This is a genomic window from Pseudomonas sp. GW821-FHT09E04 (assembly GCF_059416185.1).
Window position 1 is genome coordinate 1,045,304 of sequence record NZ_JBWKOR010000002.1, and the last position, 22,820, is coordinate 1,068,123.

The following is a 22,820-nucleotide window of genomic DNA, read 5'->3' on the forward strand; positions in this document are numbered from 1 at the left end:
GCGTCCCGAAAAACACTACAGAGCACTGCTCTGTGCCGTCTCCAGCGCGGGGGCCTGGAACCCGCCGCCCAGCGCCGCCATCAACGAAACCGAACTGTCGATGTGCTTGCTGTTGAGGAAGGCCAGGCGCATTTCGTCCTGAATCAATTGTTGCTCGATATTCAGGGCATCGAGGAACGTGTCCTCCCCGGCCTTGTAGCGCGACTGCGACAGATCGTAGGACGACTGCGCAATCGAACAGGCATCGCGCTGCACGACGATTTGCTGTTCGAAAGAACGCAACTGCGTCACCGAAATCGCCACCTCATGCAACGCCGAATTCAGCACCCGGTTGTATTGCGCGATAGAGCTGTCGAGTTCAGCGTTGCCGGCCTTCAGATCGGAGCGCAGACGCCCGGCATCGAAGATCGGTAGCGACACCGTCGGCGCCACATTCCAGAACTTGCTGACCCCGGCGAACATCGCATCACCGATCAAGGCATGCGAACCCGCCGCCGCCACCAGGTTGATGTTCGGGTAGAACGTGGTCTTCACCGCCTCGACGTTCTTGGTCTCGGCCTCCACTCGCCAGCGCGCCGCAACGATGTCCGGGCGACGACCGAGCAACTGGGCCGGCAACTGCGCCGGCAATGCCACCACGCTGGCCTGCAGATTCGATGGACGCTCGAGCGTGTGCGCGCGGTCGACGCCCTTGCCGATCAGCGCCGACAATTGCAGCCGAGCGATTTCGATGTCTTCGTTGGCGCCGATCAGGGTTGATTCCGAACGTGCCTTGAGGCTCTGCACCTGCTTGAGTTGCGACAGGTTGTCGAGGCCCGAGCCGTAGCGCGAATCCGTCAGCTCCACCAATTTGCTCAAGCGTTCCAGATCGCGCTGGTTGAGCTCCGACACCTGCCAGGCATACGCCAGTTGGTTGTAAGCCTTGACCACGTTGGTCGCCAGAATCAGCCGCGACGATTGCAGGTCGACTTCCGCAGCTCGTGCGCTGTTGAGCGCCGATTCCCAGGCGGCACGCTGGCCGCCCCAGAGGTCGAAGGTGTAGCTGAAGTTCACCGCCAGATTGCGTGCGGTGAAGTACTTTTCACCCTCGCCGCTGTAGTCCTCGAAGCGCGACAGCCGGCCGCGAGTGACACCCGCCGACGCATCCATTTCCGGGTAACGCTCGGCATCGCGCAGGTCGAGAAATGCGTTGGCCTTGGCGACCCGGGCAGCGACTTCCTGCAAGTCCGGGTTGCTGGCATACGCCTCTTCGATCAACGCGCCCAGACGCGGATCACCCAGCGATGTCCACCAGTCCGCACGCGGCCACTGGGCCGGTGGCAACTTGTCTTTCAGGCTGTCGGACGGCGCATCGCCGACCGCCAGCAATTTGCCCTGATGATCGATCCCGGCGTAGTTCACACAACCCGCCGCCAACAGGATGGCCGCCGCCAGGGGCGCCAGCATCAAACGTGTAATCGAATACATGTCACGTCCTCACAGGATGGGTTGCGGCACACCGGCCGGTTCGGCTTCGGGTGCGTGGCTCGGTTGCTTGATCGAACTGAGCAGCGTGTACACCGACGGCAGAATGAACAGCGTGAACAAGGTACCGATCAGCATCCCCACCACAATCACCAGGCCCAGGCCGAAGCGGCTGTTGGCACCGGCACCGCTGGCGAACAACAGGGGCGCGAGGCCGACCACCATGGCAGCGGTGGTCATCAGGATCGGCCGCAGACGCACCTGCGCGGCGTGCTGGATCGCTTGCACGCGGTCCATGCCTTGCTGGCGCTGCAACTCGTTGGCGAACGCGACCATCAGGATCCCGTGCTTACTGATCAGACCGATCAGCGTGATCAGGCCGATCTGGGTGTAGATGTTCATCGAAGTCATGCCCAGCGCCAGCGGCACCAGGGCCCCGCAGATCGACAGCGGCACGCTGATCAGAATGATGAACGGGTCGCGGAAGCTCTCGTACTGCACGCTCAGCACCAGATAGATGATCACCAGGGCCAGGCCGAAGGTGAACGCCAGGCTGTTGCCTTCCTGCACGTATTGGCGGGCATCGGACTGCCAGTCGAAACTGAAGCCGGCCGGGAAATTTTCCGATTGTTTCTGCAGGAAGCCCACCGCATCACCCAACGTCACGCCCGGCGCCGGAATGGCCTGGAACGTGGCGGAGTTCTGCTGGTTGAACTGGGTCAGGCGATTCGGCTCGACCTTGACGCTGAGGGTGGCCAGCGTCGACAGCGGCACCGGGTTGCCCTTCTGATCCTTCACGTAATACAGCTTGAGGGTTTCCGGGGTCAGGCGATCCGCCGACACCGACTGCGGGATCACATCGTAGGAACGACCGTGGAACGAGAACCGGTTGACGTACTTCTCGCCGATCAGGCTGTTGAGCGTCTCGCCGATGTCCTGCATGCGGATGCCCAGGGCGTTGGCCTTGGCGCGGTCAACCTGGATTTCCACCACTGGATTGTTGAAGTCCAGATCACTGTCGACCACCGCGAACAGGCCACTGGCCTGAGCCGCTTTCTTGAGCTGATCCATCACGTTGTACAGCGCCAGATAATCCTGATCGCTGCGGATCACCATCTGCACCGGCAGACCACCGGTAGAGCCCGGCAACGGCGGCATCTGGAACACGAAAATGCTCGTGCCTTCGATCTGGTTCACCCGCGCCTGCAAGTCAGGCTGGATGGTGTTGGCATCGCGGCCACGCTTTTCCCAGTCCACCAGGTTGATCCCGCCGACGCTGTTGGACAGACCGTCGGAACCGTTCGCCACCCAGTTGCTGTAGCCCTCGGGGATTTCGTTAAAGGTCTTGTACAGCTCGTGTGCGTAGGCTTCGAGGTAATTCAGGTTGGCGTGCTGCGGCGCCTTGATCGCGGTCAGCAGGATGTTCTGGTCTTCCAGCGGCGCCAGTTCGGTCTGCGCCGAGCGATAGAGGAACGGCAAACTGAAGAAGATCACCAGCGCCACGCTCAGGCTGATCCAGCGACGTGCCAGCGAACCGCCGAGCAGCGCGCCATAACGACGGGACAGATACTGGAAGAAACGGTCCGCCTTGACCGCCATGAAACCTTCGCTGGTTTTCGCGTCCAGCAGACGGGTACTCATGATCGGCGACAGGGTCAGGGCGACAATGCCGGAAATCACCACGGCACCGGCCAGGGTCAGAGCGAACTCCTTGAACAGCGTGCCGGTGAGGCCGCCCATCAGACCGATCGGCGCGTACACCGCCGCCAGGGTGAAGGTCATCGCCACCACCGGCCCGGCCACTTCCCGCGCACCGATCAGTGCAGCGTCGAACGGCGTCTTGCCCTCTTCGATGTGACGGTGGACGTTTTCCACCACGACGATGGCGTCGTCCACCACCAGCCCGATGGCCAGCACCATCGCAAGCAAGGTCAGCAGGTTGAGGCTGAAGCCGAACATCTGCATCAGCATCGCCGCACCGAGCATCGACAGCGGAATCGTCACCAGCGGAATCAGCACGGTGCGGAACGTGCCCAGGCACAGGTAAATCACCAGCACCACGATCACCAGTGCTTCGAGCAGGGTGTAGCTCACCTCGTCGATCGACGACTGAATGAAGTGCGCCACTTCGAACGGGATCTGCACGGTCACGCCCGGTGGCAGGGTTTCCTGAATCTGCGGCAGCAATTCGCGCACACGTTTGACGATGACCAGCGGGTTGCCGGTCGGCGCGGCGTCCAGACCGAGGAACAGCGCCGGTACGTCGCTCATCGCACCACTGGTGTCGGTGGAGGCTGCGTTCAGTTCCACCGTGCCGACGTCACGCACACGGATGATGTGGCCGTTGTCGTTGCGCAGCACCATGTCGCGGAAGTCTTCAACGCTGTTCAGGTCAGTGTTCACCCGCAGGTTGCTGACCACGTACAAGCCTTTGACCTGGCCCGGTGCCGCCTGGAAGTTGTTGCCTTCGATGGCGGCCGAAACGTCCTGCCCGGTCATGCCGTAGCCGGCCAGACGCTGCGGATCGAGCCACAGGCGCATGGACAGTTTCTGCTCGCCCATGATGTTGATCTTGGCCACGCCTTCGATGCCGGCGAACATCGGCTCGACGACACGGGAGATGTAATCCGACATCTCCGGAATGGTCAGGTTGGAACTGGCGAACGCGACGTAAGCCACGCTGGTGAAACCGCCGGAAGTACGTTCAACCACAGGGTCGTAGGCGTCCTTCGGCAAGCGATATTTGATCTGGTTGACCTTGGCCATGACCTCGGTCAGCGCCGCGATGGAATCACTGTTCAGTGCCATGCGGATCGTCACCTGGCTGCGACCCTGGGTCGAGGCCGACGACAGATAGTCGATGCCTTCGACCGAGGCCACGGCCTGGCTGATCGGTTGGGTGACGAAGCCTTGCATCAGTTCCGAAGAGGCGCCGGGATACTGGGTGGTGACCGTGATGGTCGACGTTTCCAGCATCGGGTACTGACGGATCGGCAGGTTCATCAGCGCACGCACCCCGAACAGCAGGATCAGCGTGCTGACCACCACGGCCAGCACCGGGCGGCGAAGAAAGAGGTCGGTGAAATTCATTTTTCCAGCCCACTGAGTTTAAGAGCAATCGTGTCCGGGACGCCTTCCACCGCCACACCGTCGTGGAGTTTCAGCTGACCGGAAGTCACCACCTGCACACCTTCGATCAAGCCCTTGTCGACCACCGCCCAGCCGTTGCGACGCTCGCCGACTTTGATCGACTCACGCTTGACCTTCTGCACGCCGGTCTCGTCGGTGTAGACCGAGAACACGCTCTCGCCGTAGGCGTTGTAGGTGATCGCGGTTTCCGGAATCAGCAGCTCGGCGGTCTGTGGCAGGGTCACCGAGACCCGTGCATACATGCCGGGACGCAGGCGTTTTTGCGTGTCGGTGATGACCGCTTGAACGTTGATGGTGTGGGACTGGTTGATCTGCGGGTCGACCGCAACGATCTTGCCGGCGAAGGTCGCGTCACCCCAGGCATCGACCTTGGCCTGCACGGTCTGGCCCAGTTGCACTTGCGAGCCATCGCGTTCGGCGAGGGTGAAGTTGACGCGCAGCAGGCCCGGATCCGTCAGGGTCGCTACCGCGCTGCCGGCTTGCAGGTACTGGCCCAGATGCGCCTGGCGAATGCCGAGGGTGCCACCGAACGGCGCACGAATGTGCCGTTGGGCGATCTGCGCCTGCATGCGTTCCATGTCGCCCTTGGCCGCGTCGTATTGAGCGCGGGCACTGTCGAAGGCGCGACGGCTTTCGGCGCCGGTCTTGGCCAGTTCCTGGACACGGGCAAACTGTGCCTTGGCCGATTCGTACTCGCCTTTCAGGCGAACCAGTTCACCTTGCTCGGGTGCGTCGTTGAGCTTGAGCAGCACCTGCCCCGCCTTCACTTCATCACCGGACTCGAAATCGATGTCCACCACTTTGCCGCTGACTTCGGCCGACACCAGCACCTGACGCTGCGCTTCGAGTTTGCCGATGGCTTCGAGGTAGTAGGTGTACGGTTGTTTCTTGACCACGGCCAGACCGACCCGGGTGCTGGGAATCCGTTGCTCGGCCGCAGCCGGTTGCGGCGACCAGAAACGCCAGCCCAGCGCGGCGGACAGCACCACGACCAGAATAATAAACACCAGCGACTTAATAATATTTCGAGCAAGCATGTGGCACTCCCTTGACTCTTTACTGCGAGCACAAAAGTTTGAGATTTAAGAAAATAAAGGTGCAACTTGAAACGGGCGCGCTATTGATCCCTGTGAACATTCACTGATAACGCACCCGTTTTTTTATTTATCGACTATTACGCCGCGGCCAGTACGTTGGTTTTATCCAGGTAATACTTGCCGATACCGTGCAAGTTCAAAGGCGACAGGGTGAAGTGCTTCGAACCGGTATGAATATCGCGGAAGCAACGCTCCAGGAAGTGCGACTTGTAGACGGCTTTGGAACCGGCCATCGAGTAGATCTGGTTGACGGCGTTGACCGAGTTTTCAGTCAACACCGACGCTGCCAGACCGACGCGGGCGCTGACCGGTTCGCCGATGGTTTCACCGCGGTTGATCACCTGATGGATGGCATCTTCAAGCAACAATTGCGCGGTGTGTACCGAGGAGATGGCGCGGCCGGTCTTCTCGAAGATCACCCCTTCCAGGCCCGGGTCGGTGTTGATCGCACGGTCGTTGCGGAAGTGATCCACGGCGGCCCGGGCCACGCCCAGCACGGTGGACATTGCTGCCAGGGTGCCGAACTCGTAGTAGCCGGTGGCGTAGGCACGGGAGCTGCGCGCTTCGGGGGATTTCTTCAGGGTTTCGACGTCCAGCGAGAACGCCTTGTTGACGATGACGTTGGAGCACTGGAAGTGATGGCTGCCGGTGCCGCGCATGCCCAGGGTGTCCCAGGTCGACAGGATGGTGCACTGGCTGGCGGGGACGAAGAACATCCGCACTTCCGGGGTGGTGTTGTTTTCGGTGCCTTTGACGGTGGCGGTGCAGACCAGCCAGTCGGCGTGGGCCGAGCCGCTGGCGAAGGCCCACTTGCCGCTCAGCAGGTAATCGTCACCCATTGGCAGCGCTTCGCCACCAGAGTGGATGGCGCCGATCACGAAACCGTCGCAGTGGTTGTAGATCGCTTCGGAAGTGGCTTCCGGCAGGTAGTCCGAGAGGCGCCCCATCGCCACTTGAACAGCCAGCTGCCAGGACAGCGAGGCGTCATGCCGGGCAAATTCCAGCACCAGCGCGGAAGTGGTCTGGATATCGACCTGGGAGCCGCCGAACGCCCGGGAGACCGACGTACGGCCAAAACCGTCCTTGAAGAAGCGGGACATCACATCCTTGTGAGTCGCATTGGTCTGCTCGCTGTACTCGCGGTGCTGAACAATCAGCGGATTCAGTGCACGCACCTTCTCGAGCCATTCATTGGATTCGGAGGGAAGGCTGTTCCATTGCATTAGATTTTTCATAACGGCTCCTAGCTATTATTTATTTACGATCAGCAGACGAAAAAACAGACGAACTTTTATTGTTGTTAAACCCCGATAAAAATGTACGTCTACAGTCGTACATTTGACAAGCATTATTCTCAGACTTCTTTCACTTTTCAGTAAAAGGCAAATAGCTGTCCGACAATAATTAACAGCGCAAGATTCCAACCGAACTAGCAAGGCAAGTTACGGCGTTTAAATCCGATTGATTACTTCACGCCGGCACGCCGGTCACTGACCCGCGACAGCGATGCCCAGTCCTGATCGGCCTGACCATGGGCCATGCCGTCCAGCAAGTTGTCCTTCAACACGCTGGCAAACGGCAACGGCACCTGGGCAGCCTCACCGGCCTCCAGCACCAGGCGCACATCCTTGAGGCCCAGCGACAATTTGAAGCCGGCCGGCTCGAATGTCTCATCGGCCATCTGCTTGCCGTAACCCTGATAGACCGGAACGGGAAACAACGTCGAGGTGATCATGTCGACGAACGCCGCACGGCTGATGCCGTAGCCACCGGCCAGGGTCGAGGCTTCGGCCAGGGACTCGATCGCCGAGGCGACCATCAGGTTGGCCGACAGTTTGGCGGCGCACGCCACGTCGGCGGCTTCACCGAAGTGCCAGGTCTTGCGCCCCAGCACATCGAACAGCGGCTGCACCCGGACCAGTGCTTCGGCAGGCCCGGAGGCGAGAATATTCAGATTGCCGGCGGCCGCCACATCGACCCGCCCCAGCACCGGTGCCGACACGTAACCGACGCCGCGCGCCTCGTGCAGGGCCGCCAGTTCTTTGGCCAGCGCCACGGACACCGTGGACATGTTGACGTGAACGCTGCCGGCCTGCAGACCGTCCAGCGCCTTGGCGTCGAGGAACACCGAGCGGATCGCCGTGTCATCGCCAAGCATTGAAATCAGCACGTCGGCCTGCGCTGCCAGCGCGGGGGTGTCGACAGGTTCGGCGCCAGCCCTGACCAGCTCTTCCAGCGGTGCCGACGAGCGATTCCACACGCGGACCCGATGCCCGGCCTTCAGCAGGTTCAGCACCATCGGCGCACCCATCGTGCCCAGACCGATAAATCCCAGTTCCATGTCGTGTTCCTCTCTCGATGAGGTCTTCAAATCCGTTTGTACAATGCCCCACGATTGCGATTGTACGTGTACAGGCGTACATTTCAAGTGCCACGTTGATTCATTCTTCGCGGCAAGGGTTTCAAACACACCTTTACCCAAGGCAAGGAGGCTTTATGCAATTCGGGATCTACACCGTTGGCGACGTCACACAGGACCCTACCAACGCCCGTACCCCCAGTGAATCCGAGCGCATCCAGGCCACCCTGCAAATTGCGCAGAAGGCCGAAGACATCGGACTGGACGTGTTCGCCACCGGCGAGCACCACAATCCCCCGTTCATCACCTCCTCTCCCACCACGCTGCTGGCGTACATTGCAGCGAAGACCCAACGCATCATTCTTTCGACGTCCACCACCCTGATCAGCACCAACGATCCGGTGCGGCTAGCCGAAGAGTATTCGCTGTTGCAAAACCTCTGCGGCGGACGCATGGATCTGATGCTCGGCCGTGGCAACACCGCGCCGGTCTATCCCTGGTTCGGCAAGAGCATCGCTGACGCCCTGCCGCTGGCGATGGAAAACTATCGCCTGCTGCACCGGCTCTGGCGCGAGGAAGACATCAACTGGAGCGGACGCTTTCGCACACCGCTGAACCACTTCACCTCGATCCCGCGACCGCTGGACGACTTGCCGCCCTTCGTCTGGCACGGCTCGATCCGTACTCCGGAAATCGCCGAACAGGCGGCCTATTACGGCGACGGTTTTTTTGCCAGCCACATCCTCTGGCCCCGGGAACACTTCATGGCGCTGGTCGAGTTCTACCGCACGCGGTTTGCGCATTACGGCCACGGCACGCCGGAGCAGGCGATCGTCGGCCTCGGCGGGCACATCTTCATGCGTCGCAACTCCCAGGATGCGCGTCGGGAGTTCCGTCCTTACTTCGATAACGCCCCGGTGTACGGCCACGGTCCATCCCTGGAAGAGTTCATGGAAATGACCCCGCTGGCCGTCGGCAGCCCTCAGGAAATCATCGACAAGACCCTGACCTTCCGCGAGCACTTCGGCGACTATCAGCGCCAGTTGTTCCTGTTCGACCACGGCGGTATTCCGCTGAAGACCGTGCTGGAACAACTCGACATGTTCGGCAAGGAAGTGTTGCCGGTGCTGCGTGAAGAAACCCGCAAACGCCGCTCGCCACTGGCGGCCGAAGCGCCGACTCACGCCAATCGCCTGGCCCGTTTGCAGTCCCTGCAACCGTCGCCAACCGAACCACGCCCGGGCGTCAAAACCCCGCAACATGACAGTGTGACCGGCCACTGAGACCGTGGGAGCATCCGTGCTCCCACATTGATCTCGCAACGGTCAGGCAGCGCCTTTCAGCGGGCGCTGCGCGTCCATCGAAACCACCACATCATCGTTGATCAGCCGCGCCAGATACTGACCGTAACCGGTCTTGCTCATGCTGCCCGCGTGCACCAGCAACTGCGCGTCGTCGATCCAGCCCTTGTTATAGGCGATCTCTTCGAGGCAGGCGATTTTCAGGCCCTGGCGTTTCTCGATGGCCTGCACGAAGTTGCCGGCCTCCATCAACGCATCGTGGGTCCCGGTGTCGAGCCAGGCCATGCCACGGCCCATCACCGACACATTCAACTTGCCGCGTTGCAGGTAGACGTTGTTGACGTCGGTAATCTCCAGCTCACCGCGCGGCGACGGCTTGATGTCGGCGGCAATCTGCAGCACTTCGTTGTCGTAGAAATACAGGCCGGTGACTGCGTAGTTGGACTTCGGATCGCTCGGTTTTTCGCAGATGCTCAGGGCCTTGCCGGCGGCATCGAATTCCACCACGCCAAAGCGCTCGGGATCGGCCACGTAGTAGCCGAACACCGTGGCGCCCTCATCGCGAGACGCGGCTTGCAGCAAGGTCTCACCGAAACCGGCACCGTAGAAAATGTTGTCGCCGAGCACCAGGCAGACGTTGTCTTCACCGACGAATTCACGACCGATGATGAACGCCTGAGCGAGACCGTCCGGGCTTGGCTGCACCGCGTAGCTCAGGCTCAGGCCCAACTGGCTGCCATCGCCGAGCATGCGCTGGAAGCCCGGCAGATCTTCCGGGGTGGAGATGATCAGGATCTCGCGGATTTCCGCCAGCATCAGCACCGACAGCGGGTAGTAGATCATCGGTTTGTCATACACCGGCAGCGACTGTTTCGAGACGCCCAGGGTGATCGGGTGCAGACGCGAACCGGCGCCGCCTGCCAGCAGAATTCCTTTGTACTTGGCCATGCTTTTTTCCTTTCAAGCAGTGAGATTTGAATGACTGTGTGTTCAGGCCACGAGGGCTTCGTTGCGTTGCTCGCCGAGACGCTCCAGCGCGTAGGCACCGGACATCACCCGGACCCACCAGGCGCGGTTGTCGAGGTACCAGTCGACGGTTTTCTTCATGCCGCTTTCGAAGGTTTCCTGCGGCGTCCAGCCCAGCGTCGCGTGGATTTTCCCGGCATCGACGGCGTAGCGTTTGTCGTGGCCAGGACGATCCTTGACGAAGGTGATCAGGTCACGGAAGTGCGCGACGCCCGCCGGTTTTTCCGCCCCGCGCGCTTCGAGCAGATCGCACAGGGTTTGCACGACTTCAAGGTTGGTCTTCTCGTTGTGGCCGCCGATGTTGTAGGTCTGCCCGACCTCACCACGCGTCACCACCGCATACAGGGCGCGGGCGTGATCCTCGACGAACAGCCAGTCGCGGATCTGCGCGCCATCGCCGTAAACCGGCAGCGGCTTGCCTTGCAGCGCATTGAGAATGACGTGAGGAATCAGTTTTTCCGGGAAGTGATAAGGCCCGTAATTGTTCGAGCAGTTGCTCATCACCACCGGCAGGCCATACGTGCGATGCCAGGCGCGAACCAGATGATCGGAACCGGCCTTGGTCGCCGAATACGGCGAGCTTGGCGCATACGGCGTTCGCTCGGTGAACGCCGGATCTTCGGGTTCCAGGTCGCCATACACTTCATCGGTGGAAATGTGATGGAAACGGAACGCAGACTGACGCGCCCCGTCCAGCCGGTTCCAGTAACCGCGCGCCGCTTCGAGCATCGTGTAGGTGCCAACGATGTTGGTTTCGATGAAGGCTTGCGGGCCATCGATCGAGCGGTCCACGTGGGACTCGGCGGCCAAGTGCATCACCGCATCCGGTTGCAGGCGCGCGAACAATTCGTCCAGCGCCGGCTTGTCGCAGATGTCCACCTGACAAAACCGATAACGCGGCGAGTCGGACACATCGGCCAGCGACTCGAGATTGCCGGCGTAGGTCAGTTTGTCGACGTTGATCACTTCACATTCGGTCTCTTCGATCAGAAACCGCACCACGGCCGAGCCAATGAAGCCCGCGCCCCCTGTCACTAAAATTTTCATCAGCGCCTCCCCTGGCAAAATGATGATTTAACGTCCTTCGATGCTGTGTGCAGGTCAGTTCAACAGTGCCACCCAGTATTGCGACAGCCCTTGCTCGAGAATCAGCAGCGTCTGGATGCAGACGAAACTTTCATCGGTGGTCGCCGAGGTCGCATTGAGTGGGCCAAAACCACCGTCCTGCTTCTGATGGGAAGCGATCCAGTCTTTCGATTCCTGCAAATACGTCGGCTGGGCGTCGAGCAGATACATCGCCGCGATGGCCATGTAAGTCCCCACCAGGCTGACCGCTTTGCCCGGCCGGTAGTGGAACGAGCCGTTGGCCAGTTGCAGGCTCTGCAGCCAGGCGACGGTCTGTTCGGCATCGACGATGCGTCGGTTGAGAATGAACAGCGTCGACACCACGCGGTACACCGAAAAGGCGTCCGGCGGATACCCGGGTTTGTTGGCGAAACCGCCATCGGCCGAGCGGCAGCGCAAGGCAAACGCCATCACGCCCTGCTCGTCCGGCGCCTTGGCTTCCAGCGCATGCAGCGACAACACCGCCAGGTTGGTGTGCCAGATGTCCGAGCCGAAACCCGGTACATCGCCGAACCCGCCATCGGGGTTCTGACATGCTTGCAGGTAACGCACACAGCCGCCGATATCGTTCGGCAACGCACCCAGCACCCGCAGCGACAACACCGCGCAGTAGGTCGCGAATACATCGCTCAGGTGCCCCGGCTGCTCGGCAAATCCGCCGTCGGTGTTCTGCGAGGCCCTGATGCAATCGATCAGGCTGGCCTTGTTTTCGATTTGCAGACCCAGGGCATGCAAGTCCGAGATCACATGCAACCCGGAAAACACCTGCCAGGTTTTGTCGGCACGGAAACCCAGCGGCGCGGTTTCGGCGGTCAGCCCGTAAGGGGTTTCATTCGACGCCCGGGCCTTGGCCAGCCACGCCAGGTAACGCTGCAGATCGACATTGATGGTCGGCACGCCATTCGGGTGAATGCGCTGCACATCGCCACCGCCATCGATCACTTGCAACTCACGATTTACCAACGCTGCATCGTCATGATGAGCCACGGCAGCGGCCGGCTCGATGGCCTGCAAGGCGTGGGCGGCGGCGAGCTGGGTTTTCAGGCTCTTCAAGTGCAACGGCAGGTACGTCAGGTTGCCGATGCTGAAAATCCCCGGCTGACGCGGCGGCGCCCAGAATTGGCGAATGAACGGCACGGTCGGGTCATCGGGCGTCGACCAAAAGTAGCCCTTGCCCATGAACAGTCCGCCATTGCGGGCGTCGTGAAACTCCAGCAAGGCTGCCGTCACCGAAGTCCGGTCAGCTTCGCTCGCGCCGGACGGCAAGGCCTGAATCGCCTGCAACAGCAACGCCACGTCGTAGGCGGTTTTGATCGGGAATGGCGACTCGTGGTTCTTGTACGAGGTGTGCCAGTCGCAACGCACTTTGCCGTTGATGCCCACCCGGTCCCAGTACCCGCCGTAGGCCGGGTCGCGGAACAGTGACAGGGTTTGCAGCAGGAACGAACGGGCCAGGTTCGACAGCGCGTTGTCGTCCCGCACATCGGCCAGACGCGCCAGCACCAGGCTGACCTGAGCGCGCACGGCGCAGCGGGTCAGGGACACATCGACACAGGATGCACTGTCACTGCCGGCCACGCGACCGATCAGGTTTTCTGCGTGAATCTGCAAGTGCCCGACCAGCCCCAGACCCAACGGCTCGTTGCCGATACGCGCCAGCAAGGCCGTGGCGCTGATGTCCAGATCGATCGAGGTCGCCAGCTCCAGCGGCGTCGACCAGTCGCTGCTGTACAGGCCGGCAACCGTGGAACGGGCGTAAAGCGCTTCGACCTTTTCCAGCATCCCGTGGATCACGACATCGTTCGCCGCGTCCTGCGGCACTCGACGCTGATAGGCAATCAGCGCAGCCAATGCGTCCAGTTGCAACGCCAGCGTTCGGCAACGCCCCGAACCATGCGGCGTCCAGTAGCGGTCAGCGAGCTCGTGAAAACCGGCGTTCGGCGCATCGTACAAACGCATCAACCCGTCGTGGGCAAAACGCAGTTGAACATCGTCACCGTGGTCGGCCTGGTAGAGCGTGGCCGCGACCTGATCCTGCAACTGCTTGTCAGTGGAAATCGCGACTTCGCCACTGGCATCGGTGACAGCAAAAAAACCGCCGTACTCAATGTCCTTGAGGCCTTGATCAAATACAAACTGCGGATGCAGCGGCATGGTAAATCCCTCTTCCTTGAGGTTAAGCGGCTTTGCTTTCAGTCAGCGACACAACGCTGCCCTGACACAATTCGATGATGCGCATGGCGGCACGGGCAGCACCTTCGCCGTCCGGCGCGGCCACTTGACGATGAGGCGCGTAGTAGGCGCAAGCGCGAGTGTCTTTCTCCAGTTCGCCCTGAATCAGCTCGACGATGGCATCGCGATCGTGACCCAGATGCGTCGGGAAACCGAGCAGCTCCAGGCGGCGCAGCGCTTCGAGTTCGTGGTATTCGGATTTGGACGGCAGCACGAACAGGGTCGGAATCTGCAGCGCGGCGATTTCCGTCACGGTGATCCAGCCCGGCGCCGAAATCAGCAGACTGGCTTCGCGCAGCAGGCCCATCCAGTCCGGGTAATACGGTACGCAAACCACGCCGTCCTGGGCCTGGATATCCTGACGGCCGAGCAACACCAGTTTCAGTTCCGGATTGCGTTCGCGCAGGACCTTGAAGCTGTCGAGGTAAGCGGCGAGCAGCGCGTCCTTGTTCTGCGCAAACATCGTGGTGCCGCTGATCGAGGCAACAACGAACGGCGCATCGCCCAGGTTCAATTGCTCGCGAACGTTCAAACCGCTCTGGACATTGATGTCGCGGATCATCGGCCCGACAAAATGCGCTTTGCCGCTGATCAGCGCTTCGGCGACCGGTGTGCCCTGATCGAGGGAAGCCACGTACGGCTTGTCGGTCAGCACCAGTTGGCTCTGATTGATCATCCAGTTGAACTGGCTGTGCAGCGCGGTACGGGCCCGGGCCATTTCCAGCGCATTGACTTCGAAACCACCGTCGGCCAGGTCGTGATCCTGGAGCTGGCAGAGTGTGAAGTCATAACGCTCGGTCACGAACACCAGCGGCGTGCCGCTGAAAATCGCGGCCAGGCAGGCGGCCATGTTGTAGTCAGACACCAGGGCGGTCGGCTTGTACTCGGCGATCAGGGCCAGGTAAGACAGAATCCGCTCACCGGACAAGAAGGTATTGGCGATATAACCGCCGATGTAATTATTCCAGTCGAGTTCCTTCGACAAGTTGCTCTTTTTCGAGTAATCGACCAAACGACCGGCAATATCCACCACTTCAACGCCGGACTTTTCGAACATCGGCGTAAAGGTGGGCTGCAAAGAAGCCAGCGCCACGGTCAATGGCATATCCGGACGTTGCTTTTTAATCGCCTGAGCGATCGAAAGCGCGCGCATGTTGTGGCCTGAACCGGTCGGATTGGGGGCAAATAAAATCATTCTTGAATCTCCATTAGTTGAACAACGCCATGAACCACAGTGTTTTCCAATACATCCCTTATCACCACTGAGTACGGCTTGATAACTGCACCGTCACCGATATTCAGTGGACCTACCAAGATGGCGCCCTCGCCAATTACGCAACGACTTCCAATGCGCACAGGTGCCTCCTCCCAAGGCAGTGAGCGGAACGAATGATCATGAGTAGACGCAACAATCGTGACGCCTTCGGCCAGCTCGCTGAAGGCACCGATGGTCACGCCACCGGCCGCTTCGATAACCACGCCCGGCGCCAGTCGAGCGCCAGTGCCCAGTTCGATGCCGCCCAGTTGCGACATGCCGCCCTGGCGGCGGCTGCGTCCGATCAGAATGCAGTCCCGGGCGATTTCCACCGAAGCCCCGCCGCGCAATTCGGCATCGATCAAGGCTTCGTCGCTGATGTCCCAGGTCGCGGTGTCGGGGTTCAACGCCTTGAGCCGCGGCACCGACTGCGTCGACCGATCGAGCATCGACGGCAAGCCCTGGCGCGCACGATCCCGGACTTTCGCCAGCACCGGCGCCGGGCTCGGCAGGCCGTCCTCGACCACCGTGCGCAGGGCAATGACTCGCGCCGGGCGGCCGACCACGATGGCATCGGCCGGTACATCAGCAGTCACCAGCGCTCCGGCAGCGATCACCGCTCCCGCACCGATGGAAACGCCCGCGGTCACGGTGGCCTTGGCGCCCAGCCAGACATTGTCGGCAATGTGTACCGGTGATTGCGCAGTGCCCAGGCACCGTGCGCCGGTGGCCAGCATGCTGGACGCGCCAATGGAGGCGAACTGCAAATCACACTTGAATCCGATGAAACAATCATCGGCGACCTGAACGTTTTGCAGGCGGCTGCCAGCACGAATCCAGACATGCCGGCCCAACTCACTCGCGTCATTCACGGTCGTCGAAACTTCAATTACGTTTATGTCGTCCACAATAAAGCCTCATTCCATTGATGCCGGGCACATATAAATTCGAAAGGCGTGCGTATCCCGCAGATATAAGTCCGCCGATGCACAAATAACAATTAACTGTTTATTTAGGGCTTCTATTCAAAGCACGCACAACATTGCGTCTGCGCAACTTATTAACTGACCGGTTCATTCAATTGTCGTTATTCATTAACAACAGGTAGAAGTTCACGCTTGCGCCGATGGCCAAGTCAGTTTTATGTGAAGAAAAGCCGATTCAAGTCTGTCCGTGACTCTGGTGTAGCTCCATTAGGGTGGGATTGTCCTTTAGTACGAATGTTATAGTACAGACGATTTTGTTTTGCAATAGGTGCCCGGATGGTTATCTCGTTTTGGTCTAAAAATTTATTGAACTTTTATGGTGCGCGCTTGTATTAAAACCGTCATGTATGCACAGCATTGGTGCAAGTGGCCGGTTTCAGGGGGGATCCCCTCCAGCGCTAACAGGCATCTGGAGGTCGAACCCAGACATTCCGACAATGCTGACCAACGTTAGGGTGGCGACTCAAACTGCCTTTGGCCTGGAGCCGTCATGCCCGCACCTATCACCGTTCTGCGCGACACCCACCCGCTGCCAGTACTCGACGCCTGCAAATGGGAGAAGCTCGAGGGCGACCCGCACACCGTCAACCTCAACGCCTACACCAGCGAAGACGGCAGCAAGATCATGGGCACCTGGATCTGCACGCCAGGCAAGTGGCGCGTGGATTACGTGAAATGGGAGTACTGCCACTTCCAGGAGGGCTACTGCATCATCACCCCGGACGGCCTGGAGCCGATCCACCTGCGTGCCGGTGACATCTTCGTCGTCGAACCGGGCATGAAGGGCACCTGGGAAGTGGTCGAGACTGTGCGCAAATATTTCGTGTTCGCCTGATACAAAAAAGCCGGGAAACCACCCGACGTGATTTCCCGGCAATACAGACCTGTGACGAGCACAGGCCTGACGACGATTACTGCGGCTTGCGATAGCTGTTGATGATCGCCGAGAAGTCCTTGCCACCGTCCCCGCGCTGACTCATCGCCTGATACAACTGTTGCGCCACAGCGCCCAGCACCACCGGCTGATGCGCCTGACGCGCCGCCTCGGTGGCCAGCCCCAGATCCTTGAGCATCAGCTCGGCGCCAAAACCACCGGTGTAACCACGCGAGGCCGGCGCCGTTTCGACGATGCCCGGCCACGGGTTGTACATTTCCGAGCTCCAGCAACGGCCGGTCGAGCTGTTGATAATCCCGGCGAGCACGCCAGTGTCGATCCCCAGCGCATCGCCGAGGGCCATCGCCTCGCTGACGCCGACCATCGAAATGGCGAGCAACAGGTTGTTGCAGATCTTGGCGATCTGCCCGGTGCCGACTTCACCGCAATGCACGATGTTGCGGCCCATTTGCGCCAGCACCGGTTGCAGAGTGGCGAACAGTTCCGGGGTGGCGCCGACCATGAAGGTCAACGTACCTGCGGTGGCGCCGCCGGTGCCGCCGGAAACTGGCGCATCGGCCATGGCCACGCCTTGTTTGGCAGCCGCCGCTGCCACGTCGCGAGCAGTCTGCGGATCGATGGTGCTGCAATCCACTGCCGGCACACCTTTGCCGATCCCGGCGAGCACACCGTCTTCACCGAGCCAGACGCTGCGCACATGCACGGCGGCAGGCAGCATGGTGATCACCAGTTCCGCGTCCTGTGCGGCTTCGCGAGCCGAGGCGCGGATGGTGCCGCCCAGTTGCTCGAGTTCCGCCAGCACGGTTTTGTTCAGGTCCACCAGGTTCAGCGAATGCCCGGCCTTGATCAGGTTGCGCGCCATCGGCGCGCCCATGTTGCCCAGACCGATAAATGCGATTTTCATGGCCATTCCTCAGCGCAGGTTGATGGTGGTGTTCACGCCGTCGTTGACGCTGTCGTCATCGAACCAGCGCGCCGTGACCGTTTTGGTCTGGGTGTAGAACTGCACCACTTGCTTACCGTACGGGCCGAGGTCGCCGAGTTTCGAACCGCGCGAACCGGTAAAGCTGAAGAACGGTACCGGCACTGGAATCGGGATGTTGATGCCGACCTGACCGACGTCGATTTCATTCTGGAATTTACGCGCCGCCGCGCCGCTCTGGGTGAACAGGCCCGTGCCGTTGCCGAACGGGTTGGCGTTGACCAGCGCAATGGCCTGATCGAGGGTGTCGACTTCCAGCACCACCAGTACCGGGCCGAAAATTTCCTGGGTGTAGATCTGCATGTCGGTGGTCACCCCGGAGAACAGGGTCGGGCCGACGAAGTTGCCTTTCTCGTAGCCCGGCACGCTGATGTCGCGACCGTCCAGCTCGAGTTTGGCGCCTTCCTTGATACCGCTTTCGATCAGATCGAGAATCCGCGCCTTGGCCTTTTTCGAAATGACCGGACCAACATCGGTGCCCGGCTCGCTGCCGGCGTTGACCTTGAGTTTCTGCGCCAGCGCTTTCAGATCCGGCAACCATTGTTTGGCCGCCCCCACCAGCACCACCACCGACGTGGCCATGCAACGCTGACCGGCCGCACCGAAACCGGCGCCGACCAGGGCATTGAGCGCTTGCTCGCGATTGGCGTCCGGCAGCACCACGGCGTGGTTCTTCGCGCCCATCATCGATTGCACGCGCTTGCCGTGTTTACCGGCCAGGTCATAAACGTGGGTGCCGACGGCGGTCGAACCGACGAACGAAATCGCCTTGATGTCCTTGTGGGTGCACAGGCCATCGACCACGTCCTTGCCACCGTGCACGACGTTGAGCACACCCGCCGGAACGCCGGCCTCGATCGCCAGTTCCACCAGCAGCATGGTCGACAGCGGATCCTGTTCGGACGGCTTGAGCACGAAGGTGTTGCCGCAGGCGATGGCCATCGGGAACATCCACAGCGGAATCATTGCCGGGAAGTTGAACGGCGTAATGCCGGCGCAGACGCCGATCGGCTGGCGCAGGGTGTAAGTGTCGACGCCGCCGGCAACGTTCTCGGCGAACTCGCCCATTTGCAGGCTGCCGATGGAGCACGCGTGCTCGACCACTTCCAGGCCACGGAAAATATCGCCTTCAGCATCGGCAATGGTCTTGCCCTGTTCGGCGCTCAGCACCACGGCGATGCGTTTGGAGTGTTCGCGGATCAACGCTTGCAGCTTGAGCATGATGCGCATGCGCGCGCCGATCGGGGTCAGCTTCCAGGTCTGGAAGGCGCGCTGGGCAGCACTGACGGCAGCGTCGACTTCAGCGGCAGTGGCAAACGGGACTTTGGCCAGCACCTGCTGGGTCGCCGGGTTGACGATGTCATGCCACTCGGCGGTCTGCGACTCGACCCACTCGCCGTCGATCAGCAGCTTGACCTTCTGGATCGTGGTTTCGTTGGGCGTAAGCGATGCGTTCATGCTGGTCTCCAGAACTTGTTTTTATCTTAGGAGCCAAGGCGAAGGGTTCGCCTTGAGATGAGGCGTGTGTCACGAATTGGTTGTCGGACTGTTTTTGGAGTATAGATGTGCAAACTTCTAATAAGAACGCACATATAAGCCCGTCCATCATGCAAAAAAACATCACGTCTTTAGGCTCCCTGAACTGGGACGACCTCAAGTTTTTCCTCGAAGTCGCCCGTACCCGCAAGGCCAGCACTGCGGCCAAACGCCTGGCTGTGGATTACACAACGGTGTCGCGGCGAATCAGTTCGCTGGAGGCGGCGTTGGGCACATTGCTGTTCGAAAAGTCCCGCACCAGCGGTTTCGTGCTGACCGCCGAAGGCCAGCGTCTGCTGAGCTACGCCGAGTCGATCGAAAGCACACTGCACATGGCCTGCGAACAGGTGTCCGGCTCCGGTGTCGCACTTTCCGGGCATGTGCGGATGGGCTGCACCGAAGGTTTCGGCAGTTTCTTTATCACGCCGCAACTGAGCCACTTCGTCGACGCCTACCCGGCAATTTCGGTGGACATCCTGCCGCTGCCGCACTTCATCAGCCTGTCCAAACGCGAGGCCGACATCGTCATCGCCCTCGAACGCCCGGAACACGGGCCGTATGTGTGCTGCAAACTCTGCGACTACCGCTTGCAGCTCTACGCAACCCAGGAATACCTCGACAAACACCCGCCGATCCGCCGCCCCGCCGACCTGGGCAAGCATCAATTCATCAGTTACGTGGATGATCTGGCGTTCAGCTCGGAGCTGCTGTATCTGGCGAACGTGGTGCCCGGCGCCAGCGCCAATTTGCGCAGCACGAGCGTGATCGCACAATTCGTGGCGGCGCAGCAGGGGCGCTCGCTGGCGATTCTGCCGTGTTTCCTCGCAGCCCAGGACCCACGCCTGTTACCGGTGCTGCCGGAGGAAATCGACATCACCCGGCAGTTCTGGATGTACTGCCGGGAGGATCTTCGGAAGTTGAAACGGATCACCCTGTTGTGGGATTACATCCGCGAAGTGACCGAGCGCAATCAGGCGCTGTTGATGGGGCAGACCCGGGAGATGCAGTTTGCCGATTAATCGGCGCTGACCACGATCGACACCCGGCGGTTTTCGGTGCGGCCGGCAACGGTGTCGTTGGAGGCCACCGGTTCGCGGCTGCCGAGGCCTTGCAGCTGAATGTTCTCTTCCTTCATGCCGACCGTGGTCAGCACTTTGCCGACGCTTTTCGCTCGGCGCAGCGACAGCTGCTGGTTGTAGCTTTCCTTGCCCGAGGCATCGGTGTGACCATCCACTCGCACCCGTTCGATACCGACACTCAACAAGGCTTTGCCGATACGCTCGACGATTTCGGTACTTTGCTTGTTCAGGCTTTCGATGTCGCTGCCAAACAGCACTTTGCCCGACAGGCCGAACTCCCAACCGTCGTCGGTCAGTTCAAAGCCTTGCTGTTTGAGCACGGCAATCTGCGCTGGCGTCAGGCCTTTTTGCGGGGCGGTCTGGCATCCGGTCAGGGCCAACATGGCCATCAGCATCAGTGTGGAAAACAGTCGAACGGAAAGTGAGAACACGGGCATTAGCTCCTGGTTTGAACGGGATCGACCGGGTGCTCCGACCCGGCCGTGAATTGGGCGCCACGCGACAGGCGCTTGGCTTGATACATGGCGGCGTCAGCCGCATCAAGCAAGGTGCCGGGCGTGGCGCCATGATCGGGGTAAACCGCAATGCCGATACTGAGCGAGGTCACCACACTGGTGTCGCCCGGCAATGCAATCGGGGTGTCCATGCTGGCGAGGATCTTGTCGGCAATGCGCTCGGCGTCTTCGGTCTTGTGCAACGGCGTCAGCAAAACGGCAAACTCATCGCCGCCCAGACGCGCCACCAGATCCTCTTCGCGTAACTGCGCCCGAATCCGGTTAGCCACCGCCACCAGCACCGCATCGCCGGCGGCATGACCGAAGCTGTCGTTGATGCCCTTGAAACGGTCACTGTCGAGAAACAGCACCGCCATCCGCTCGTTGAGTTTGCTGGCGCTGCGTAGCGCGCGGATCAGACGGCCTTCGAAGAACGCGCGATTGGGCAATCCGGTGAGGCTGTCGTGGCTGGCCTGATGGGCGAGGGTTTCGTTCTCGCTTTGCAGGTGGGTCTGCCAGGACTCCAGCTCATCGAGCAGGGCATTGAAGTCATTACCGAGGTTGTCGAGTTCGGCGATTTTCGCCGGAGGTACGCGCCGGTCGAGCGCCCGCTCACTGCGGGCGGCGTGGGCGACTCCCGCCAGGCTGTGCAGCGGGCCGATGATCCCGCGCAACTGACGGCGCGCCAGATAGAGCGCCACCCAGGCGCTGATCGCGGTGCAGAGAATGATGCCCGCCAGACCGCTCAACAGAAACTGCATCAAGCTGCCGCCGTGCCCCGTCAGCAGGATCCGGCCGATCTCGCGATCCTGATGCAGGATCGGCAAGCTGATCGGTTTTTCCAGAACGACCCGCGTTATCTGCATTTCCAGCCCGGAAAACAAGCCGTTCTCCGGACGCTGCCAACGCGCAAGCTCCTGGCCCTGGCTGTCCAGCACCTGCGCGTCCGCCACCTCTTCGGTCGAGGCGATCAACGCCAGCGCTTCCGTCGCGGCAGGCTTGTCGTTGAACACCACCGCCGCTTCCACGGTGTAACTGATCGAACGAGCGATCAGGTGCAGGTTGTGATCGGCATAGACCCGCAGCGCCAGCACGCCGAGCAGGGTCAGGGACACACTGGCCATTCCCACGGCAACCAGCGCGACAATCAAATGCCCGCGACCGATGACCGAACCCAGGGTCGGACGCCCTGTGGATTTGTTGCGTCTCATGGGGCCGCCGGCTTGCGGCGCGACAACTGCAGCACGCTCGGATGAATGCGCACGCCGCTGCGGGCGACGGAGTCGAGATTGACCTCGAACGACACCTGCTCATCACCGACTCGCAGACAGAACAGACTGCCGACCGTGCACTGATCGCCGCCCTCGCTGATGCTCAATACCGGGTGGCCAATCAGCGAAGCGAACAGTCGGCTGCGCTCATCGGCGGTGAGTTTGCCGATGTACACCGCATCGCACTCGCTGACGATAGACGGGTTGTCGGCCAGCAGGCGACGCACCGTGACAGGTCGGCCCGTGGCCTGGGTCGTGCCTTTCACCAGGTCGTCGGTGTATTCGGTGGGACCGACGATGCACAGGCGCAATTGTGCAGGTTCAACCGGCCAGCGGGCATAACTGAGAATGCCGAGGACCACCTGAGTAACGGATTTTGCCCGTTGCTCGGCCATACCGACCGGTGTTTGCGGCTGGGCAGCAGCCACACCCGTGAGCAAACAGAGCAGACCGGCAAGCAACACTTGCTTGCTGCCAACTACGCGCTCTGTCGCCCAGACAGCCAGCTTCATGCAGGGATTCTCTTGGATCGTAACGAGATGATGCCGCAACGATAGCACAGCGTTGG

At 60.9% G+C, this 22,820-nt stretch carries 18 protein-coding genes; 3 read left to right on the forward strand and 15 right to left on the reverse strand.

What is annotated here, in order from left to right; all coding sequences use genetic code 11:
* Positions 1–15: 15 nt before the first annotated feature.
* The 5 genes from AC07N4_RS11220 to AC07N4_RS11240 all read right to left on the reverse strand — a co-directional run bounded on the left by AC07N4_RS11220 (position 16) and on the right by AC07N4_RS11240 (position 8,181).
* Entirely contained in the window at positions 16–1,467 is a 1,452-nt protein-coding gene (locus AC07N4_RS11220) for an efflux transporter outer membrane subunit (RefSeq protein ID WP_273538200.1), read from the reverse strand.
* A 9-nt stretch (positions 1,468–1,476) separates the two neighbouring features.
* Positions 1,477–4,554 carry a MexW/MexI family multidrug efflux RND transporter permease subunit gene (locus AC07N4_RS11225; RefSeq protein WP_096818710.1) on the reverse strand — a complete coding sequence of 1,026 codons (3,078 nt, stop codon included), beginning with the start codon at positions 4,552–4,554 and terminating at the stop codon, positions 1,477–1,479.
* The gene (locus AC07N4_RS11230; RefSeq protein ID WP_096818709.1) at positions 4,551–5,651 is read right to left on the reverse strand and encodes an efflux RND transporter periplasmic adaptor subunit; all 1,101 of its coding nucleotides are present in this window, start codon (positions 5,649–5,651) and stop codon (positions 4,551–4,553) included. Before AC07N4_RS11230 ends, AC07N4_RS11225 begins: the two co-directional genes overlap by 4 nt.
* A gap of 137 nt (positions 5,652–5,788) precedes the next feature.
* The gene (locus tag AC07N4_RS11235; RefSeq protein ID WP_096818707.1) at positions 5,789–6,946 is read right to left on the reverse strand and encodes an acyl-CoA dehydrogenase family protein; all 1,158 of its coding nucleotides are present in this window, start codon (positions 6,944–6,946) and stop codon (positions 5,789–5,791) included.
* 230 nt (positions 6,947–7,176) lie between these two features.
* Positions 7,177–8,181, reverse strand: a complete 1,005-nt coding sequence (locus tag AC07N4_RS11240; protein WP_493065217.1) for an NAD(P)-dependent oxidoreductase — start codon at positions 8,179–8,181, stop codon at positions 7,177–7,179.
* A 26-nt stretch (positions 8,182–8,207) separates the two neighbouring features.
* On the opposite strand from AC07N4_RS11240, the gene AC07N4_RS11245 reads away from it, so the two are divergent.
* Positions 8,208–9,353, forward strand: coding sequence for an LLM class flavin-dependent oxidoreductase (locus tag AC07N4_RS11245; protein ID WP_493065216.1), 1,146 nt, complete (start codon positions 8,208–8,210; stop codon positions 9,351–9,353).
* 42 nt (positions 9,354–9,395) lie between these two features.
* Here AC07N4_RS11245 and rfbA read toward each other — a convergent pair whose 3' ends face one another.
* From rfbA to AC07N4_RS11270, 5 genes are read right to left on the reverse strand one after another with little or no spacing between them, the layout of a single operon-like run.
* Positions 9,396–10,319 carry a glucose-1-phosphate thymidylyltransferase RfbA gene (gene rfbA, locus AC07N4_RS11250; protein WP_085734075.1) on the reverse strand — a complete coding sequence of 308 codons (924 nt, stop codon included), beginning with the start codon at positions 10,317–10,319 and terminating at the stop codon, positions 9,396–9,398.
* Positions 10,320–10,361: 42 nt separating this feature from the next.
* A complete protein-coding gene (gene rfbB / locus AC07N4_RS11255) occupies positions 10,362–11,444 on the reverse strand; it encodes a dTDP-glucose 4,6-dehydratase (RefSeq protein ID WP_273539188.1) in 1,083 nt (360 codons plus the stop codon).
* Positions 11,445–11,498: 54 nt separating this feature from the next.
* The gene (locus AC07N4_RS11260; RefSeq protein ID WP_493065215.1) at positions 11,499–13,676 is read right to left on the reverse strand and encodes a prenyltransferase/squalene oxidase repeat-containing protein; all 2,178 of its coding nucleotides are present in this window, start codon (positions 13,674–13,676) and stop codon (positions 11,499–11,501) included.
* Between the two features lie 22 nt (positions 13,677–13,698).
* Entirely contained in the window at positions 13,699–14,949 is a 1,251-nt protein-coding gene (locus AC07N4_RS11265; RefSeq protein ID WP_102619359.1) for a glycosyltransferase family 28 protein, read from the reverse strand.
* The gene (locus AC07N4_RS11270; protein WP_493065214.1) at positions 14,946–15,881 is read right to left on the reverse strand and encodes an acyltransferase; all 936 of its coding nucleotides are present in this window, start codon (positions 15,879–15,881) and stop codon (positions 14,946–14,948) included. The genes AC07N4_RS11265 and AC07N4_RS11270 overlap by 4 nt, the downstream gene beginning before the upstream one ends.
* 604 nt (positions 15,882–16,485) lie before the next feature.
* Between AC07N4_RS11270 and AC07N4_RS11275 the strand changes: the two genes are divergently transcribed.
* Positions 16,486–16,830, forward strand: a complete 345-nt coding sequence (locus AC07N4_RS11275; RefSeq protein ID WP_096818693.1) for a cupin domain-containing protein — start codon at positions 16,486–16,488, stop codon at positions 16,828–16,830.
* A gap of 76 nt (positions 16,831–16,906) precedes the next feature.
* On the opposite strand, the gene mmsB is transcribed toward AC07N4_RS11275, so the two are convergent.
* Positions 16,907–17,794 carry a 3-hydroxyisobutyrate dehydrogenase gene (gene mmsB / locus AC07N4_RS11280; RefSeq protein ID WP_102619358.1) on the reverse strand — a complete coding sequence of 296 codons (888 nt, stop codon included), beginning with the start codon at positions 17,792–17,794 and terminating at the stop codon, positions 16,907–16,909.
* A gap of 9 nt (positions 17,795–17,803) precedes the next feature.
* Positions 17,804–19,330 (reverse strand): CoA-acylating methylmalonate-semialdehyde dehydrogenase, encoded by a 1,527-nt coding sequence (locus AC07N4_RS11285; RefSeq protein WP_493065213.1) that lies wholly within the window; start codon positions 19,328–19,330, stop codon positions 17,804–17,806.
* Between the two features lie 149 nt (positions 19,331–19,479).
* Here AC07N4_RS11285 and AC07N4_RS11290 point away from each other — a divergent pair, with 149 nt between their 5' ends.
* On the forward strand, positions 19,480–20,427 hold the full coding sequence (locus tag AC07N4_RS11290) for a LysR family transcriptional regulator (RefSeq protein ID WP_114881330.1): 948 nt from the start codon (positions 19,480–19,482) through the stop codon (positions 20,425–20,427).
* Here the strand turns inward: AC07N4_RS11290 and yfiB are convergent.
* Genes yfiB through yfiR form a run of 3 tightly spaced genes read right to left on the reverse strand, consistent with a single transcriptional unit; the run spans position 20,424 to position 22,764 of the window.
* On the reverse strand, positions 20,424–20,924 hold the full coding sequence (gene yfiB / locus AC07N4_RS11295; RefSeq protein WP_173861315.1) for an outer membrane lipoprotein YfiB: 501 nt from the start codon (positions 20,922–20,924) through the stop codon (positions 20,424–20,426). The genes AC07N4_RS11290 and yfiB overlap by 4 nt on opposite strands.
* On the reverse strand, positions 20,924–22,192 hold the full coding sequence (gene dgcN, locus AC07N4_RS11300) for a diguanylate cyclase DgcN/YfiN (RefSeq protein WP_096818682.1): 1,269 nt from the start codon (positions 22,190–22,192) through the stop codon (positions 20,924–20,926). The genes yfiB and dgcN overlap by 1 nt, the downstream gene beginning before the upstream one ends.
* On the reverse strand, positions 22,189–22,764 hold the full coding sequence (gene yfiR, locus AC07N4_RS11305; RefSeq protein ID WP_096818680.1) for a regulatory sequestration protein YfiR: 576 nt from the start codon (positions 22,762–22,764) through the stop codon (positions 22,189–22,191). The genes dgcN and yfiR overlap by 4 nt, the downstream gene beginning before the upstream one ends.
* Positions 22,765–22,820 lie beyond the last annotated feature (56 nt).